Origin of the sequence: Aeribacillus sp. FSL K6-3256, from assembly GCF_037965805.1 — a bacterium.
Classification (GTDB): domain Bacteria; phylum Bacillota; class Bacilli; order Bacillales; family Aeribacillaceae; genus Aeribacillus; species Aeribacillus composti.
Genome location: NZ_CP150188.1, coordinates 746,391 through 765,491, shown reverse-complemented (window position 1 = coordinate 765,491; position 19,101 = coordinate 746,391). Strand labels below are relative to the sequence as shown.

Annotated in this window: 14 protein-coding genes and 1 pseudogene; 5 read left to right on the top strand and 10 right to left on the bottom strand. The window is 38.8% G+C overall.

Features of this window, described 5'->3' with window-relative positions; translation table 11 throughout:
- Positions 1 to 68: 68 nt before the first annotated feature.
- A complete protein-coding gene (gene sda, locus NSQ84_RS03630) occupies positions 69 to 224 on the top strand; it encodes a sporulation histidine kinase inhibitor Sda (RefSeq protein WP_094245206.1) in 156 nt (51 codons plus the stop codon).
- A 702-nt stretch (positions 225 to 926) separates the two neighbouring features.
- Here the strand turns inward: sda and NSQ84_RS03625 are convergent.
- The 4 genes and pseudogenes from NSQ84_RS03625 to NSQ84_RS03610 form a co-directional block, all read right to left on the bottom strand.
- On the bottom strand, positions 927 to 1,655 hold the full coding sequence (locus NSQ84_RS03625) for an amino acid ABC transporter permease (RefSeq protein ID WP_339212222.1): 729 nt from the start codon (positions 1,653 to 1,655) through the stop codon (positions 927 to 929).
- 26 nt (positions 1,656 to 1,681) lie between these two features.
- On the bottom strand, positions 1,682 to 2,380 hold the full coding sequence (locus NSQ84_RS03620) for an amino acid ABC transporter permease (protein WP_235600504.1): 699 nt from the start codon (positions 2,378 to 2,380) through the stop codon (positions 1,682 to 1,684).
- 86 nt (positions 2,381 to 2,466) lie between these two features.
- Positions 2,467 to 3,321, bottom strand: coding sequence for an amino acid ABC transporter substrate-binding protein (locus NSQ84_RS03615; RefSeq protein WP_063389181.1), 855 nt, complete (start codon positions 3,319 to 3,321; stop codon positions 2,467 to 2,469).
- Positions 3,322 to 3,384: 63 nt separating this feature from the next.
- Positions 3,385 to 4,101, bottom strand: a pseudogene (locus NSQ84_RS03610) (amino acid ABC transporter ATP-binding protein).
- 193 nt (positions 4,102 to 4,294) lie between these two features.
- Here NSQ84_RS03610 and NSQ84_RS03605 point away from each other — a divergent pair.
- Positions 4,295 to 5,458 (top strand): acyl-CoA dehydrogenase family protein, encoded by a 1,164-nt coding sequence (locus tag NSQ84_RS03605; RefSeq protein ID WP_094245201.1) that lies wholly within the window; start codon positions 4,295 to 4,297, stop codon positions 5,456 to 5,458.
- A gap of 374 nt (positions 5,459 to 5,832) precedes the next feature.
- Positions 5,833 to 7,833, top strand: coding sequence for an IS1182 family transposase (locus NSQ84_RS03600; RefSeq protein ID WP_339212221.1), 2,001 nt, complete (start codon positions 5,833 to 5,835; stop codon positions 7,831 to 7,833).
- Here NSQ84_RS03600 and uvrA read toward each other — a convergent pair.
- The 6 genes from uvrA to NSQ84_RS03570 form a co-directional block, all read right to left on the bottom strand.
- Complete coding sequence (uvrA, locus tag NSQ84_RS03595) at positions 7,799 to 10,675, bottom strand: excinuclease ABC subunit UvrA (RefSeq protein WP_063389183.1); 2,877 nt, start codon at positions 10,673 to 10,675, stop codon at positions 7,799 to 7,801. The two genes, NSQ84_RS03600 and uvrA, sit on opposite strands and share 35 nt — an antisense overlap.
- 6 nt (positions 10,676 to 10,681) lie before the next feature.
- Positions 10,682 to 12,664 carry an excinuclease ABC subunit UvrB gene (gene uvrB, locus NSQ84_RS03590; RefSeq protein WP_063389184.1) on the bottom strand — a complete coding sequence of 661 codons (1,983 nt, stop codon included), beginning with the start codon at positions 12,662 to 12,664 and terminating at the stop codon, positions 10,682 to 10,684.
- A gap of 125 nt (positions 12,665 to 12,789) precedes the next feature.
- Positions 12,790 to 13,020 carry a DUF2198 family protein gene (locus NSQ84_RS03585; protein WP_063389185.1) on the bottom strand — a complete coding sequence of 77 codons (231 nt, stop codon included), beginning with the start codon at positions 13,018 to 13,020 and terminating at the stop codon, positions 12,790 to 12,792.
- A gap of 362 nt (positions 13,021 to 13,382) precedes the next feature.
- A complete protein-coding gene (locus NSQ84_RS03580) occupies positions 13,383 to 13,676 on the bottom strand; it encodes a hypothetical protein (protein WP_082829535.1) in 294 nt (97 codons plus the stop codon).
- Between the two features lie 485 nt (positions 13,677 to 14,161).
- On the bottom strand, positions 14,162 to 15,049 hold the full coding sequence (locus NSQ84_RS03575; RefSeq protein ID WP_066249814.1) for an ROK family protein: 888 nt from the start codon (positions 15,047 to 15,049) through the stop codon (positions 14,162 to 14,164).
- A gap of 139 nt (positions 15,050 to 15,188) precedes the next feature.
- Complete coding sequence (locus tag NSQ84_RS03570; protein ID WP_066249817.1) at positions 15,189 to 17,276, bottom strand: heavy metal translocating P-type ATPase; 2,088 nt, start codon at positions 17,274 to 17,276, stop codon at positions 15,189 to 15,191.
- Positions 17,277 to 17,489: 213 nt separating this feature from the next.
- On the opposite strand from NSQ84_RS03570, the gene NSQ84_RS03565 reads away from it, so the two are divergent.
- Both NSQ84_RS03565 and chrA read left to right on the top strand, forming a co-directional pair.
- Positions 17,490 to 17,810, top strand: a complete 321-nt coding sequence (locus NSQ84_RS03565; protein ID WP_063389188.1) for a PadR family transcriptional regulator — start codon at positions 17,490 to 17,492, stop codon at positions 17,808 to 17,810.
- Position 17,811: 1 nt separating this feature from the next.
- The gene (chrA, locus tag NSQ84_RS03560) at positions 17,812 to 18,984 is read left to right on the top strand and encodes a chromate efflux transporter (RefSeq protein ID WP_066249819.1); all 1,173 of its coding nucleotides are present in this window, start codon (positions 17,812 to 17,814) and stop codon (positions 18,982 to 18,984) included.
- Positions 18,985 to 19,101: the final 117 nt, after the last annotated feature.

Sequence of the window (19,101 nt, the reverse complement as noted above, 5' to 3'; positions counted from 1 at the left end):
ACGACTCGTCTTTCTGTCCTGACGTAAACGTTTGTTTATTTTAACAGAAAGGAGGGGCAGCAGTTCAAATGAACTCATTGTATCTTTTATCTGATTACCTGTTAATGAAAGCCTATTATGAAGCCATTCAAATCGAGGCTAGTGAAGAGTTTATCGTTTTATTAGAAGAAGAAATTGTTAGAAGAGGAATTGTCCTTTCCTCTCCTAACATAAATGTACAATAAAATTAAACTCACGGAGAAAATTATACCATTTTTTCGTTATTTTGTAAAATGAATTTTTCTTGAATTGGAATGGATGTTTCATGATCGTTTATATAATTTTTTCTGAAAGGGGTTGTTACATAAGCAGAAAACTGACTTATGGACAGCCCTGCATACGTTATGACACAATGTAAGAAAAAGGCCGTTCTCCTTTCTCGAACGATGTCAGGGCATTTTTTCATGCTAAATAAATTTAATTTTTTGCTAGAGAAATATGTTTTCATTTATTTATTAGCACAAATTGTGTGCAATTAGTTGGAAACTGGCATTTACAATGAACGCAGCTTTTGTACAAAAGCTGCGAATTTTTCATTTGTCCACCAAGCAATTATCACGAAACGCGCACTGCGGTATCATATTAGTCCACACTTTGTTCGCAGCACAATTCATACTTTATATAGGAAAAATTTCACCAAATCGTATCTTCATCTATAAAAGAAACTGAAGGACAACCGAAAATTTAAATAGTGCAGCAACTAGTCCGAAAAGCCATGAAGCGATCAAGGGATAAATTTAAAACAATTAATTATCTCGACCTAATTTTTTTGTAAAAAGACCCCACAACGTGCAATGTTTACACATGTGGGGCTTCTTTTTTTCAATTGGTTCAATGTCATTTGGTGTTTTTTTAATATTTCCGTAAATTAGGAAAATTTCATCCGATTATGCAGTTGTTTTTAGATCCATCCGTTTTTCATAACGGCTCATTTTCTTTTCGAGTTTGGCAAATATGACTTCACATACCCAACAAATAATCCAGTAGATGATCGATGCAACTAAATACATTTCTAAAAATTTATATCCATTATTTGCTATAATTCTTGTAATGGCTAAAATTTCTACGACTTTTACAGCAAAAGCTAAAGATGTTGCTTTGATCAGTCCAATAAACGTATTGCCTAAATTCGGAAAAGCCACAACGAATGCTTGAGGCAGGACGATTCGATATAATCCTTGTGCAGTTGTCATGCCGACTGAGTACGCAGCTTCCATTTGTCCAGCGTTTACTGCATTGATCGATGCGCGGAATATTTCTGCCTCATAAGCAGCTGTATTGATTGTATAAGCAATTAATGCATAAATCATCGTCGGAACTTCATCCGCATTTAAATTCAATCCGAAATGATGATTAAGAAAATCAAACAATACCGGAACACCGTAGAAAAAGACGTACAATTGGACAACTAACGGTGTTCCCCGAATAAAAGAAATATAAACGATGGACAATTGATTTAGTACAGGAACTTTATATATTCTGCAAAGAGCAATAAGCAGCCCGAATACAAGTCCAAGCACCATCGCAACAATGGCAATCGACAATGTCACTGGCACACCTTTTAACACTTCAGGCACTTGCTCTAAAGCAAATTTAAAATCAATAGTTGTTGCCACGAGTTATCACGATCCTTAGCAAAAAATTACTTAGATAAACTAACTCGACCTTTTTTAAACACTTTTTCGGCATAGCCGATAATACCTTCAATGAGGATACAAGTACCCCAATATACAAGAGAGATCACGACATAAATCTCAAACATTCCCATACCATGATTATTCCCTAAAATAATTCGAACTTGCCCCATAATATCAATAATACCGATCGAAAAGGCAAGTGATGTATCTTTTAACAATTCAATAATATTATTGCCTAAATTAGGCAATGAAATGACAAAAGCTTGAGGCAAAATAATTCTCCTTAGAGCTTGTGTATACGTCATGCCAACGCTGTATGCTGCTTCTAATTGCTCCGTGCCGACAGCTAAGTAAGCTGAACGGATAACTTCTGATAAATAAGCTGCTGTATGAAATGAGAATGTAATAATAACAAAAACAAGTCTGTTCCAACTATTAATATCAATATTAAAAACTAGCAATAATTGAGGCAGTCCGAAATAGACAAGAAACAGCTGAACTAATAACGGAGTACAACGTGTGAATGACAAGTAAAATGTTGCAATTCCATAAAGGATAGGCGGTTTTTGGATTCGAATAATCGCGATAATAACACCTAAAATTAAAGCGAAAAATAAAGATGTGACCAGCATGAACAATGTTAGAGGGAGCTTATCTAACACTTTCAAAAATAAATCTGCCCAATCTTGTAAACTCGTGTTAATTTTGCTCACCACCTTCATTAAGAAATATATACGAATTTAAATATACCGTATTGAATGATTAATTAATCATTCAATACGGTTTTTGATTATTTCTCGTATTGGAATCCTTCTTTTTTAATATAGTCAAGGTCTTTGAAAAAGTCTACACCAAACCATTTCTCAGCAAGTTTCGGAAGCGTACCGTCTTCAATTAATTCAGCAGTTGCTTTGTCAATTTTCTCAGCTAGTTCTTTATGTTTTTTGTTATAAACAATATAAACTGGCTCTTTCGAAACGATACCACCTATTTTCAAATCCAATTTAAGCTCTTTTTGAAGAGCATCAAATGTAGTTTTGTTCAAAAAGACAGCATCTGCTTTTCCTTCAGCAACACGTTTTAAGTTATCTGCTGCTGACGGATTTTCCATACTTTCAATCTCGATCGGATTATCTGGATTCTTTTCGTTGTACCCGTTTAAAATAGCACGAAGTCCACCGCTTGGCGCCATTGGAGCGAGTTTTTTATCAACCATATCATCTAACGATTTAATATCATTTCGATCTGATTTCGTCACTAATACAGTTAAAGAGTATCCATACTCATGTTCTGGATAAAGGAATTTCTGTTCTCTTTCCGGATTTTTGAAAAACCAGTTAATCGCAAAATCGAATTTTCCTGTGTCAACCCCGATTAAATTCGATTCTTCTTCTCCAAACGTATACTCAAACTTGTATTCTGGCAATTTCTTTTCAATTTCCGCTAAATAATCCATATCATAACCGATAGGTTTATTTTGATCATCCGTATATAAAAATGGTGGATTTACTTCATCACTTAATGCCACTTTAATCACTTTTTTGCCGTCATCAGTTTCTTTACTTTCACTGTTCGAACAACCAGCGATGACGAAAATAGATAAAATGAATAAAAAGAATTTTGTCCAAATACGTTTACGATTCATGCAGTAATTTTCCCCCCATGTAAATTTTAAAATAGTATATTCAGGCTCTATTAGAAGCCTTTTTTAAATTTGTTTTGTTCGCTCATGCTTTGGATGAACTAATATTTCTTCAGGCGGTCCCTGTTCAATAATGGCGCCGTCTGCCATGAACACAGCACGATTCACTACTTCTCTTGCAAAGTGAATCTCATGAGTTACGATCACCATTGTTTTGCCTTCATCAGCAATTTTTTTAATAATCGACAAAACCTCTCCAACCATCTCAGGATCGAGCGCGGAAGTAGGTTCATCAAATAAAATGACGGAAGGGTTTAAAGCAAGTGCTCGCGCTATACCAACACGCTGCTGTTGACCGCCGGACAGCTGGCCAAGATAGTCATTCATTTTCTCTTTCAGGCCAACTTTTTTAAGTAAATCAATGCCAATTTTACGCGCTTTGGCAGCTTTCATTTTCTTTGCAACGATAAGACTTTCCATTACGTTTTCCAGCACCGTCTTATTTTTTAAATAAATTATTATGCTGAAAAACCATTGCGGTCTTTCGTCTTAGCGTTAAAATGACTTTTTTTGACGCATGTTTTCCTTCCACGGAAAACACATCAATAGTAATAGTACCTCCGTCAGGTCTTTCTAAATCATTCATACATCGAAGAAGGGTGATTCTCCCAGATCCGCTTGAATCGATAATAACTAGGACATCCCCTTTGTTTACTTTTAAATCAATTCCTTTAAGAATTGAATTTTTTTAAAGCTTTTTTGAATGTCCTTTAATTCGATTATACGAATCACCTCTCTTTATTATCAAAAATATCAAAACATTGGGTTAATTGAATAATCTAAACTATAACACAACTATTCCTAGTTGTAAAGTATGAATTAAATTGTTATAATGGAAAATGTTCGTAAATTTAATAGTTCATTGAACCTATTAAAATATTAATCTGAACAGAGTTTGCTTAAGGAAGTGTGGAACGTGTCAAAAAAATTATTTGTGAAAACGGATGCGCAAAGATTGTGGATCGAAAAGCTGTTAAAGCATGAAGAGTCGTTTAAAAGTCATTCTAGGGAAAGCGATGAAAAGACAAAGTTTCCAAAAGAAAATATCCAAGCGCTTGTCAATATGGGGTATACGAAGCTCTCGCTGCCAAAAGAATATGGAGGCGGCGGCATTGGTGTTACAGATCTAGTTCTATTCCAAGAAACCATTGCTAGCTTTGATGGTGCTACAGGCCTAGCCATCGGTTGGCATCTGGGCGTCGTTGGGGAGTTGTATGAGAAAAAACTTTGGAGGGAAGAAAAGCTTGCCTCTTTTGCAAAAGAAATTTTAAACGGCGCTTTGGTGAACAGAGCAGTTAGTGAAGCAAAAACAGGCAGTCCAACCCGCGGCGGGCGCCCTGAAACGGAAGCAGTGAAAAGAGATGGCAAGTGGATTATTTCGGGCAGAAAGACATATACTACTATGTCACCTGTGCTGACACATTTTCTTGTATCTGCATGGGTTGAAGAAAAGGAAGGAATTGGATTTTTCTTAATTGAACGAGAAGCAAAGGGATTATCAATTGAAAAAAATTGGGACGTTATCGCCATGAGAGGAACAGAAAGTCACGATCTTGTGTTAGATAACGTTGAAGTAGCAGAAGAAAATTTTGTAGAGCTAAACCATGGACCGAGAGGAAATACAATAAATGGTTGGATTCTGCATATTCCCGCTTGTTATTTAGGTATTGCACAGGCGGCGCGTGATTATGCAGTGAAATTTGCGACAGAATATTCTCCAAATAGTATAAATGGAACCATTAGCCAATTGCCAAATGTACAAAATTTAATCGGTCAGATTGACTTAGAATTAATGAAAGCTAGACATTTCTTGTATAGCGTAGCAGAAATTTATGATGATGAAGCACGCCGTCCATACATTACAAACGAGCTTAGTGTTGCGAAGCATATTGTGACGAACTCAGCCATCAACATTGTCGATAAGGCGATGAGACTAGTTGGAGCAAAAAGCCTTCAACTGTCAAATCCGCTGCAGCGGTATTATCGTGATGTGAGAGCAGGGCTTCACAATCCGCCAATGGATGATATGACGATTTCTAAATTGGCTCAAACAGCCATTCAAGAAATGGAAAATAAATAATTTATATAATGCCTTCTTTTCACAGGGACTGATTTTAAAAAAGCTGATCCAAGGCCGTCAAATATTTTTTTTGGGTCAGCTTTTTTATGAATTAGCAATGCATCAAAGATATTCAATACATTCGGTAATTGTAGACATCGTGAGCACAATAACTAAGACGCCGGAGAATCCGATTCATCGAGTCTTCAAAATTATGAATTTGAATGAATGATAGGAGAAACATCAGTTTATAAAAAAAGGGGCTGTCCAAAAAGTCAGGGTAACTGACTTTTTGGAGCCCCTCATTTTTTCACTTTTAAAAAAAATGCACAAAAAAATCGTCCTTTCTAGTAAAATGAAGTTGCGACACAACATTACAGAAAGGACGATTTTTTATGAGCAATCAAATGATTACTCCTGAAAATTATAACACACAAATGACACTTCCTCTAGATGGAAAAGAAGAAAAAACTCCTGCTAAAAGAAATTTAGCCCCTACTTTCAAACCATATGACAACCGTCAAGTTCAAATGATTTATGATATTGAATCGCTCATACCCGAACATCACGTGGCACGTGTCGTGGACGAAATGGTGGAGGCGATACCAGATGAACAATTGTTTTCTCATTATAAAGGCGGCGGCAGAAGCTCCTATCATCCCAAAATGATGCTGAAAATCATTCTGTATGCTTATTCTCAAAAGGTTTATTCTTGTCGAGGAATCGAAAAACTCGTTAAAGAAAATATTCCTGCCATGTGGCTTTCAGCGATGCAACAACCAGATTTCCGGACAATCAACGAATTCCGAGGCGGACGGATGAAGGTCCTAATGGATGAGTTATTTGAAGCGATGATTCTGAAGCTGATTGAAGAAAATTACATCACGATGGAAAACTACTTTTTGGATGGTACTAAAATTGAAGCCAATGCCAATAAGTATTCTTTCGTGTGGAAAAAATCAACCTTGAAATTTGAAGCGAAGGTAAGAGAAAAAATTCAAGAAACACTTCAGTACATTCAAGAATTAACCCAATTAGAAGCAGGAACAGCACAAAAAGAGGCGAAAGAAGATCCAGAAATCACGGAACAGAACTTGGAAGCCATCGCTCAAAAATTAGAAGAAAAAGTCGAAATCCTAACAGAGGAAATCGAACAGGAATCTGATACAAAAGTTCGGAAGGAAAAACGAACAGAACGCAAGAAATGGAAAAAACCTTTAAAACGGATTCGAGAAAATTTTTTACCTCGACTAGCCAAATACAAGGAACAGAATGAAATCTTTGGCGATCGTAACAGCTATTCAAAAACGGATAAAGACGCAACTTTTATGCGAATGAAAGAAGATCATATGAAAAATGGTCAACTGAAGCCAGGGTATAATGTGCAAATCGGGACAGAGAATCAGTTTATCTTGTTTTATACCATTCATCAACGACCAACCGATACACGTTGCTTTATCCCACATATGGAGAAGCTAGCCTCCACTTCATTACCGATGCCCCAAACAGTTATTGCGGATGCAGGCTATGGTAGTGAAGAAAACTATGTATATGCAGTTGGTGATGAGAAAGAGCCCCGGTTTGAGTTTCTAATTCCTTATGGGAGCTATGTAAAAGAACAAACACGTACATACAAAAAAGACATTAAAAATGCCAAAAACTGGACCTATTGTGAAGAGGATGATTGTTTTATTTGCCCGAATGGAAGGAGAGTAACGTTTAAAAAATACCAAAACAAAAAGAATCCATCTGGCTATGAACAAAGCTTCAAAATATACGAATGTGAAGATTGTACCGATTGCCCATTGAAAGCGAAATGCACAAAAGCGAAGGGAAATCGTCAAGTTCACTGGAATCCCATCTTCGAAGAAATGAAAGCAAAGGCCAAAACAGCCCTTGAATGTGAAGAGAAAGCCGCCATCTACGCTCGACGCAAAGTCGAGGCAGAAAGTGTGTTCGGTCACATCAAGGGCAATCGGTCGTTCCGCAGATTTTCTTTACGGGGGCTCGACAAAGTACATGTTGAGTTTGGGATTGTGGCATTAGCCCACAACTTCCTGAAAGTAGCCGGCATCCGCCAGCTACTTTCAGATAAAAATCGAAAAAATATAAAAGCAAGTGGAGAGAAACGCATTGTTTTTCTCCACTTGCTTCATTTTAGGGACTTATCGGACAGCCCCAAGCTCTGTTTTTATGCGAAATGTTCATATATCAAAGAAAATCAGTATTTCCTCGATTTTTCGCTGAAAGGGCTAGTAAAAATCTACAACTCATCTCCTGAAAACCGATGGAATAAAACCATCCGTTTCAGGAATTTCAGGAACATTCTTCGTCATTTAAAAGAGACTGGCAACAGCCTATTTAACTGTTTGCCGCTGCCTCTTTTTTCAAAATGAAATTTTTCATTCTCTCCCGATCCCGATCCAAAATCGGTTTTAAATATTTTCCTGTATAAGACTGTTTCGCTTCTGCCACTTCTTCAGGGGTACCCGTTGCAATGATTGTTCCTCCGCCGTCCCCGCCTTCTGGTCCAAGGTCGATGATATAGTCAGCTGATTTAATCACATCTAAGTTATGCTCAATTACAAGAACTGTATCTCCGTTTTCAACAAGCCGATGCAAAACCTTCAAGAGTCTAGCAATATCGTCAACATGCAGCCCTGTTGTCGGTTCATCTAAAATATACAGCGATCTTCCAGTAGATCTGCGATGCAGCTCTGAAGCAAGCTTTATCCGTTGTGCTTCCCCACCGGACATTGTCGTAGCCGGCTGACCAAGTTTCATATAACCAAGTCCTACATCGTAAATGGTTTGCAGCTTCCGTTTGATTTTTGGAATATTTTCAAAGAACTGAAGTGCGTCTTCCACAGTCATTTCTAAAATATCCGCAATATTTTTTCCTTTATATGTGACTTCAAGAGTTTCCCGGTTATATCTTTTTCCGTGGCATACTTCACACGGAACATATACATCTGGAAGAAAATGCATTTCAATTTTAATGATTCCATCGCCTCGGCATGCTTCACAGCGGCCGCCCTTCACATTAAAACTGAAGCGTCCTTTTTTATAGCCTCTTACTTTCGCTTCATTCGTTGCTGCAAACACATCACGAATATCGTCAAATACGCCGGTATACGTAGCTGGATTTGAACGCGGCGTTCTTCCAATCGGAGATTGGTCAATGCTGATGACCTTATCGAGATGTTCAATCCCTTTCATTTCTTTATAGGCACCAGGTTTTGTTTTACTGTTATTCAGCTTTTGCGCCAAGCCTTTTTGCAATATTTCATTGACTAACGTACTTTTCCCCGAACCAGATACACCTGTTACTGCCAAAAATACACCTAAAGGAAATTTGACATTTACATTTTTTAAATTGTTCTCGCTTGCTCCTTTTATTTCAATATACCGACCATCCGGTTTTCTTCTTTCGACCGGCAATGGAATGAACTTTTTCCCTGACAAATATTGTCCTGTAAGCGAACGGTCATCATTCATCACTTCTTTTGGTGTACCCGCAGCTACAACTTGACCGCCGTGCACGCCAGCTCCCGGCCCAATATCGATCAAATAATCAGCTGCAAGCATCGTATCTTCATCATGTTCAACTACAATCAACGTATTGCCGATATCCCGCATATTTTGAAGAGCACGGATCAGCCTGTCATTGTCCCGTTGATGCAAACCGATAGACGGCTCGTCCAATATATAAAGTACTCCTGTCAGTCTTGATCCGATTTGCGTGGCAAGACGGATTCTTTGCGCTTCTCCACCAGAGAGCGTACCAGCTGATCTGCTTAATGTTAAATAATCAAGACCTACCTCAATTAAAAAATTCAGCCGTTCTTTTATTTCTCTTAAAATCAAATTGGCAATTTTCATTTCTTTTTCTGTCAATGCCAATTGGTCAAAAAACTGATAGGCTTCACGAATAGATAATTGAGTGACTTGTCCGATATGGCGTCCGTTAATAAGAACAGCCAGACTTTCCTTTTTCAGTCGATGCCCTTTGCATGTCGGACACGGCTGATTCGTCATATATTTTTCCATTTGTTCACGTATGAAATCAGATGTCGTTTCTTTATAGCGCCGTTCTATATTGCGGACCACACCTTCAAATTCTACATAGCCTTCCCGGATTTGTCCGAAATCGTTCTCATAGCGAAAATAAATTTTTTCCCCGCCGCTTCCAAATAAAATTTTATCGAGCAGATGTTTCGGTATATCTTTAACTGGAATGTCCATATCAATACCGTAATGGTTGCAAACCGCTTGAAGAAGCTGCGGATAATATTGAGAGCTTGTCGGCTCCCACGGTGCAATTGCGTGTTCCTTTAATGTCAAGTTTTTATTTGGAATAACGAGATCCAAATCCACCTCTAGTTTTGAACCTAAGCCGTCACAAGCATGACAAGCTCCGTACGGGCTGTTAAAGGAAAACATCCGCGGTTCAAGCTCTCCAATCGAAAAACCGCAAATCGGGCAGGCATGATGTTCACTGAAAAGCAGCTCTTCGCCATCGATGATGTCAATTATGACTTTTCCATCACCTAATTTTAAAGCTGTTTCAATTGAATCGGTCAACCGGCTTATAATCCCCTCTTTCACGATCAGCCGATCCACAACGACATCGATGGAATGTTTTTTATTTTTTTCAAGAGAAATATCATCGGTAAGCTCCATCATTTCTCCGTCAATCCGCACGCGGACAAACCCTTGCTTTTTTATTTCCTCCAATGTTTTCACATGCATTCCTTTTTTTCCAGACACAACAGGCGCAAGAACCTGCAGTCTTGTCCGTTCCGGATATTCCATAATCCGGTCAACCATCTGTTCGATTGTTTGCGAAGAAATTTCTATCCCATGCACCGGACATGTCGGCCGCCCGACACGGGCAAAAAGAAGCCGTAGGTAGTCATAAATTTCTGTCACCGTTCCGACCGTTGAACGCGGATTTCTGCTTGTCGTTTTTTGATCAATCGAAATGGCCGGCGATAAGCCTTCGATCGCATCGACATCAGGTTTATCCATTTGTCCTAAAAATTGGCGGGCATAGGCAGATAAAGACTCCACATATCGCCGCTGTCCCTCTGCATAAATTGTATCAAATGCTAAAGAAGATTTACCCGATCCCGATAAACCTGTTACAACGACAAGCTTGTCTCTTGGAATCGTGACATCAATGTTTTTTAAATTATGAGCGCGTGCACCTTTTACAACAATTTTATCCATTGCCATATCCAATCATCCTTCCGCTTTCAGCTCCAAAATTAGATCGCGCAATTCAGCAGCTCTTTCGAAATCTAATGCTTTTGCAGCTTCTTTCATTTCTTTTTCCATACGGGCTATCAGTTGTTCTCGATCTTTTTTCGACATTTTGTTCAGCTTCACAGCCTTTTCCGTTTTATATTCTGCTTCATCTTCCGCTGCATATGTCGCCCTAATTACATCGCGAATATCTTTTTGAATCGTTTTTGGCGTAATGCCATGTTGACGGTTATATTCCTCTTGAATCGCACGACGCCGTTTTGTTTCGTTTATGGCGATTTCCATCGATTTTGTGATTGTATCAGCATACATAATGACATGCCCGTTTGCGTTCCGAGCCGCCCGTCCGATTGTTTGAATAAGAGAACGTTCCGAACGGAGAAATCCTTCTTTATCTGCATCCAAAATTGCAACGAGAGAGACCTCCGGAATATCAAGCCCTTCCCTGAGCAAATTGATCCCGACCAACACTTCATGTTTGCCAAGGCGCAGGTCGCGGATAATTTCAATGCGCTCGAGCGTTTTAATTTCGGAATGGAGATATGTCACCTTAATCCCGATTTCCCGCAAATAATCCGTTAAATCTTCCGCCATTTTTTTCGTTAATGTGGTCACAAGCACCCGCTCATTCCGTTTAACCCGCTTTTGAATTTCGCCGATTAAATCGTCTATTTGCCCTTCAACAGGTCGGACGTCAATGGTTGGATCTAAAAGTCCAGTCGGGCGGATAATCTGTTCAACAACAACCGGCGTATGCTCCAGCTCATACGGCCCAGGGGTGGCAGAAACATAAATGACATGTTTCATATGCTTTTCAAATTCCTCAAATTTTAACGGACGGTTGTCAAGTGCTGAAGGCAAACGGAATCCATGATCGACAAGCACTTGTTTTCTCGCCTGGTCGCCGTTGTACATCCCGCGGATTTGCGGAATCGTCACATGCGACTCGTCAATGACGATCAAAAAATCATCTCCAAAATAATCTAAAAGCGTATAAGGAGTCGAACCGGGCGGTCTTAATGTAAGATGACGGGAGTAGTTTTCAATCCCAGAGCAAAAGCCCATCTCCCGCATCATTTCTAAATCATATCTTGTCCGTTGCTCGAGCCGTTGCGCTTCCAAAAGCTTTCCATTCTCCCGCAGTTCATGCAGCCGTTCCTCAAGCTCCTTTTCAATATTAGCAATGGCAATTTTCATTTTTTCTTCTCTTGTCACAAAGTGTGATGCCGGGAAAATCGCTACATGCTCCCGCTCTCCAATAATTTCGCCTGTCAGCGCATCAACTTCACGGATGCGGTCGATTTCATCTCCGAAAAATTCCACGCGGATACAATGTTCATCGCGCGAAGCAGGGAAAATTTCCACTACATCCCCGCGCACGCGAAAAGTTCCCCTGCGAAAATCTACATCATTTCTTTCATACTGCACATCCACTAAACGGCGCAGCAAGTCATTGCGCTCGATTTCCATTCCTGTACGAAGACTTACGACCAGCTCACGATATTCTTCTGGCGAACCTAAACCATATATGCAAGAAACGCTTGCGATAATAATAACATCTTTCCGTTCAAACAATGCAGAGGTGGCCGAATGTCTTAATTTATCAATTTCATCATTAATGCTCGCATCTTTTTCAATATACGTATCTGTTTGCGGAACATACGCTTCCGGCTGATAATAGTCATAATAGCTGACAAAATATTCAACTGCATTGTTCGGGAAAAATTCTTTAAACTCGCTATACAGCTGTCCGGCAAGCGTTTTATTATGGGCAATGACCAGCGTCGGTTTGTTCACTTCTTTAATCACATTGGATATCGTAAACGTTTTGCCAGTTCCAGTTGCACCTAACAATGTCTGATGTTTTTTTCCTTGCCTGATTCCCTCCACCAGCTCTTTGATAGCTTTCGGCTGATCTCCTTGAGGCTGGTAATTTGAAACTAATTCAAACCGATCCATGGAACATCCTCCAATTCAGAAACTTATATTTTATTTTAACATATAATCAGGCTGAATCACCAAAAATACGAACTGACGTTTGATTTTCATAGACAATAAAAACCTGTCAATCGTGTTGAACAGGTTTAAGTAGATGTTTTCTTATCCTTTTTCATGCTTCTGGCAGCGATAAAACCAGCTGCTAAGCTGGCTACATCCAAAATGGCGATATAAATAGTATCCATATGACCTGCAAAATAAGAGGCAATTAATAAACCAGCCGTCAACAATGTCCCAACGACATGACTATATGTAACTCTTGTGAAAAATAAGACAAGCAAAAAAGGGGCGAATGCGGCAAACACAAGCTTGATCATAAAAAAACCTCTTTTCGTCAACGGTTATACATTTATTATATTGAAGCCCTCAAAAAGCTTTCAAGCAAAACCACAAAAGAGAAGGGAAAAATAAGCCAATGCAAAGAATAAAAAATGATGCGATGCAGAGCGGTCAGAAAACCTAGGATACAGGGGAAATAGTTGAAATCGATGAAGTCAAAATAAACGAATAGAAATAGCTTTATGATTATATTTAAATGCAATAATGAAGCTCATAGGCTAAAAAATTCGCCTTTATGAAAGCAACTTTTATACTATATTTACTTTTTTCTTACGGTCACCCCCTAAGCATATAAAAAAGCATCCAATAGTCGCCTTTTTTCACTATTGGATACTCTTTCTTAATCTTGAGATAGATAAAACCAATGATCTAAATTTACATATGAAATATCGTATTCAGAATTTACTGCATGTAATATTTTTTGATAATCTTCCACCTTAAGATCTAGTGGTAGATTTTCAAACAATTCTCCATTTACATGAAAATCCAGTATTAATGCACAAAAATCTTTACCATCAACTAAATCCATTGCAAACTCTCTAAAAATATCTGCATCTTCTTCATTTAACTGTTCATCTGACAATACATAGATTTTTATTACATTTTGAAATTGTTGAATATCTTCTTCATTCATGTATTCATAAAGGTCTTCTTAATCCCCGATAATAAGATATCCCATAGACATACTGTTTTTAAATAATAAATAAATTTCTAAATCCCTGAGTCTAATTTGTCTTTTTTAAGATATATAATTTAATTGATTCTTCCTCTAAATGTAGAGATGTTTAATAATTGTTTAAAGATTAAAAAATATTTTTCAATATTCGTTTTGTTTCAGCATATACATTGCAATACTCCTGAACTCCACTTATCAAAAAATGAATGATTCCAGCCACCTAAACTTAATCAGCTCAGCTGTAACATAAAGAGCTGTTAGGTCACCGAGCAATATCTTGGATCAATTCTCTTTAGCATTAGTTTTAGCTTTATCTAATTCTTTTTGGTTCTTAACTGCATTCTTGAAAGTTTCCTTTTCTTGTACACATTTTTGTATGCCTGATTTTATTTTATGGCTTGGGTTATCTGTAACGATTATTTGCCGATAAATGTTCTTGAGCTTTATTTTTGATTATGCTCCAAAAACGCCTCATATGCTAAACCGATTGCTCCGCAAAGTCCCGCATTATCCCCTAATCCGGGCGGAACAATATAATCTGCAATGTTTTCTAGCACCACTTCATGGCGAACATAACCGTTTAATAAAGCTTGAACATTTTGATGTATAAGGGGGAACAATTGCTTTTGTTTGGCGACTCCGCCGCCAATTATTATTTTTTTAGGCGATAAAACGAGTATAAGATTGGCAATTCCTTGTGCAATATAGTACGCTTCCAAATCCCATACTTTCTCATTTTTTTCTAACTCTTGCCCCTTTTTTCCCCAGCGTTTTTCTATAGCAGGACCGGATGCCATTCCTTCCAAACAATCTTTGTGATACGGACAATTGCCGGCAAACGAATCTTCAGGATGGCGCCGAACAAGCATATGCCCCATTTCCGGATGGATTAGCCCGTGTACTAGATGTCCTTCAGAGATGGCACCGACTCCGATCCCGGTACCGATCGTCATATAAATGCAGCTATTCAGACCTTTCGCAGCCCCCCATTTCATTTCCCCCAGCGCTGCTGCATTGACGTCGGTATCAAAGCCAATTGGAATAGGAAATTCTTTTTTTATCGCTCCGACAAGATTTATATTCGCCCACTGTAGCTTCGGAGTAGATGTTATGTATCCGAATGTTTCGCTTGTGCGATCTAAATCAATCGGACCGAATGAGCCAATTCCAAGCGCTTTAATATCTTTATCCCGAAAAAATTTGACCACTTGTTCAAGCACTTCATCAGGCGTTGTCGTCGGAAAAGAAGTCCGCTCGATGATATTTCCGTTTTCATCTCCAATTCCACAGACAAATTTTGTTCCGCCCGCTTCAATTGCACCTAAAAGCATGCACAATTCCTCCCATGATTTTGTCCAAAATGTTATGTCCAATTTTTCATTAGCGGCAGGTTGTCAAATTAATAAGATTATAATAAATGTCATATGTTTATGGAAGAGAAATATTAAAAAATACAAGAAAAAAAGGCGATCAGCCATTAGCTGAAAGCCTCATATTTAGAAGTTTTTTATTTCGTTCCCATAAAATCGTTAAACTAATGAGGGTCACTAAAACAGTCGCCCCCATATCAGACAGAATGGCTATCCAAAGCGTAAGCCAGCCTGGAATCGTCAGCAGCAGTGCAGCGGCTTTTAAACCTAGAGCAATCCCGATGTTTAACTTGATGATTCTGTTCACCTTTTTGGCGGTTGAAATAGCTTCAGGCAGCTTTCCTAAATGATCTTGCAATAAAACGATATCAGCCGTTTCAATTGCGCTGTCTGTTCCTTTTCCCATTGCAATGCCTAAATCAGCAGCTGCGAGCGCAGGCGCATCATTGATACCATCTCCGATCATTGCCGTTTTTCCTGAGAGAGACAGTTCTTTTACCTTTTCCACCTTTTCTTCCGGCAGAAGGTTTGCAAAATATTCGCTTAAACCAACCTTTTTCGCCACTTTTTCAGCAGTTTTTTCGTGGTCTCCTGTCAACATGACAGTCCTCTTCACACCTGTTCGGTGAAGCATGCGGATCACCTGGCTGCTTTCCTGTCGAATTTCATCCGCTATACCGACCATACCGAGAACGTTTTTGTCATCTGAAACCAAAACGATTGTTAGTCCTTCCTGTTTAAAGGCCTTTATATCTTCCTTTACATTTTCGCTGAGCGAAAGATGTTGAATCGTTTTTTCATTGCCGACACGGTATTCCTTCCCGTCTATCTCCGCTTTTATTCCCTCACCTGATGATACAACAACGGAGCGAGCCTCCAAAAGGGAAACGTTTAACTCATCTATTTTTTTCATAATGGCTTTAGCGATCGGATGAGTAGAGGATTTTTCAATTGATCCGATGATGCTCCAAAAAGAAGGATCATATTCTACAAACTTCTCTACATAAGGCTCCCCTTTTGTCAGTGTTCCTGTTTTATCAAAAGCTATTATTCCAATTTTCCCTAATTGCTCTAAATAAACCCCGCCTTTTACAAGAATGCCTTTGCGTGCATTTCTCGTGATTCCTGAAACGATAGCAATGGGAGAGGATAAAACTAATGCACATGGACAGCCTACAATTAACACTGCCAATCCTTGATATAAAGATGTTCTCCAATCAACTCCTAAGAAAAGCGGCGGAATAAAAATAACGACAAGAGAGATAAGCATGATCAAAGGAGTATAATATTTCGCAAACTTATTAATGAATTGCTCAGTCGGCGTTTTTGTTTCCTGCGCTTCTTCAACTAAATGCAAAATTTTCGCTAGAGACGATTCTTCATAAGGCTTTGTTATCCGAACTTTCAAAATTCCTTCATTATTAATGCTTCCGCCAAACACTTCATCTTTTGCTTCCTTTTCAACAGGGAGAGATTCTCCAGTAATGGCCGCTTCATTAACTGAGCTTTTCCCTTCCACCACTATCCCATCCGATGGAATTTTTTCACCGGCTTTGACAAGAACAATATCCCCTGCCTTGATGTCATGAATGGAAACTTTCTTTTCCTGGCCATTTATAACAATCGTAGCTTCATTCGGCGCAACTTCTAAAAGCGATTCGATAGAACGACGGGCCTTTTCCATTCCCAAGCCCTCTAAATATTCGTTCACTCCAAATAAAATGGCAACAACAGCACCTTCCTTCCACTCTCCAATGCCAAAAGCCCCAATCAAAGCAATTGTCATAAGGGTGTCAATGTTAAATTTCAATCGAACGAGGTTTTTGGCCCCTTTCAAAAATGTTTTATATCCGCTGATCACCGTAGCAATTATATACATTGTAACAGAGGCGGATGGTGATAATGTTTTTTCGAACACAACAGCAGCTATAAAAGCTAAAACCGAGAGCAAAACGAGCCACAATAAATAAGAATGTGTATCTTCATGTTTATTTTCTTCCTCAATATAGGCCCCATCCGATGCTAAAATTTTTTTGACTTTAGCAATATTAATTTCTTCATTGACATACAGTTTGCTAGATTGAAAATTTAATTTTGCATTTTCCCCATATTCAAGCTTTTGGATTTCCTCTTCCAGATTCTTTGCGCAATTTGCACAAGACAATCCCTTTACCCGATACTGAATCATTCTCTAATCCTCCAATGAAATAGAGTACACATTGCAGTATACAGTATATGTGTTTATATGAATAAGTGTTCATATTTTATATGTCCATTTTATGAAAAGGCAATTCAATTGTCAAATATTTTCGTAAATATAATTTTGACATGTACATATGAATAACCTTACAATATTAATGTTATCGAAATTCGATATCGATTCTCAAAATGGGGGGTAAAAATGGAAGATAAAGTGTTGCGCAAGCTTTTTCTCGGTTTTATACATATTCATATTTTACATCATGCAAGCGAACATCCTATATTCGGCTTGTGGATGCTTGAGGAACTGAAAAGTCATGGCTACAACATAAGTGCAGGGACTCTTTATCCGATTCTCCACGCAATGGAAAAGGACGGACTGTTAGAAAAAACAGAACAAAATGTAGAAGGAAAAATACGAAAATATTATACAACTACACAGAAAGGGAAAGCCGTTCTGAAAGAAGCCCGGACGAAAGCGTACGAGCTTTTTAAAGAAATACATAATGAAGGTGGGGGATAACATGAAGGAATCAAAATGGAAAACGCTGTTCGAGATATTTGCCATTTCCACAAAGCTTGGATTGACCTCATTTGGGGGGCCAATCGCCCATTTAGGATATTTTCATGAAGAATATATTCGGAGAAGAAAATGGTTGGATGAAAAGAGCTATGCAGATTTGGTTGCTTTATGCCATTTTTTACCCGGACCTGCCAGCAGCCAAGCCGGGATCGGCATCGGTCTCATGCGGGGAGGAATATTAGGCGGACTTTGCGCCTTTATCGGCTTTACGTTTCCGTCTGCAATCGCACTGATGATCTTTGCTCTTATTCTTAAAGAGTTACATATTGTCGATGCCGGCTGGATTCACGGCTTAAAGATTGTTGCTGCTGTTGTAGTCGCCCATGCTGTTATTGGAATGGCACAAAAACTTGCCCCTGACCTAGGGAGAAAAGCCATCGCATTAGGCGCGCTAGTCGTTACTTTATTATGGCAACATGCTTTTTCCCAAGTTGTCGTCATGTTGCTAGCGGCTTTTATTGGATTTTTATTATATAAAAAAGTAGAAGAAGACACCCAGACTTCGTTGCAGGTGCCGATTTCAACACGATTTGCCGCAAGCTGTTTATTTTTATTTTTCGGGCTTCTCCTTTTCCTTCCTTTATTAAAAGTGTGGACTTCTTCTTACTGGATCGGCTTGTTCGACAGCTTTTACCGCTCTGGATCTCTCGTATTTGGGGGAGGACATGTGGTGCTCCCGCTGCTTGAACAGGAATTTGTTCCAACAGGAATGTTAACAGAAAAAGAATTTTTGGCTGGTTACGGAGCAGCACAGGCAGTTCCTGGTCCTTTGTTTACATTTGCTTCTTATATTGGAGCGGTCATGAATGGATGGGCTGGGGGATTCGTTGCAACTTGCGCCATCTTTCTTCCGGCAATTCTGCTCATTTTTGGTACATTACCGTTTTGGGGAAAGCTTCGAAGCAATTCAAAGATTAATGGTGCGTTAATGGGCATACAAGCTGCTGTCGTCGGAATTTTAATTGCCGCTTTTTATGATCCGATCTGGATAAGCTCCATTAATCGTCCGATTGATTTTGCTTTTGCTGCAATTTTATTCAGTATGCTCGCTTATTGGAAGATAGCTCCATGGATCATCGTCTTAACGGGCGCCATTGGCGGCTTGTTCTTGTAAAATTAGATCTGCTGACACAAAGATCCTTCAGGTTTCATTTGATATGATCCCTCTTATGTAGACCTGTCTACCATAAGAGGGATTCCTTTACGGCTAAACCGGACAAAGTATGCCCTT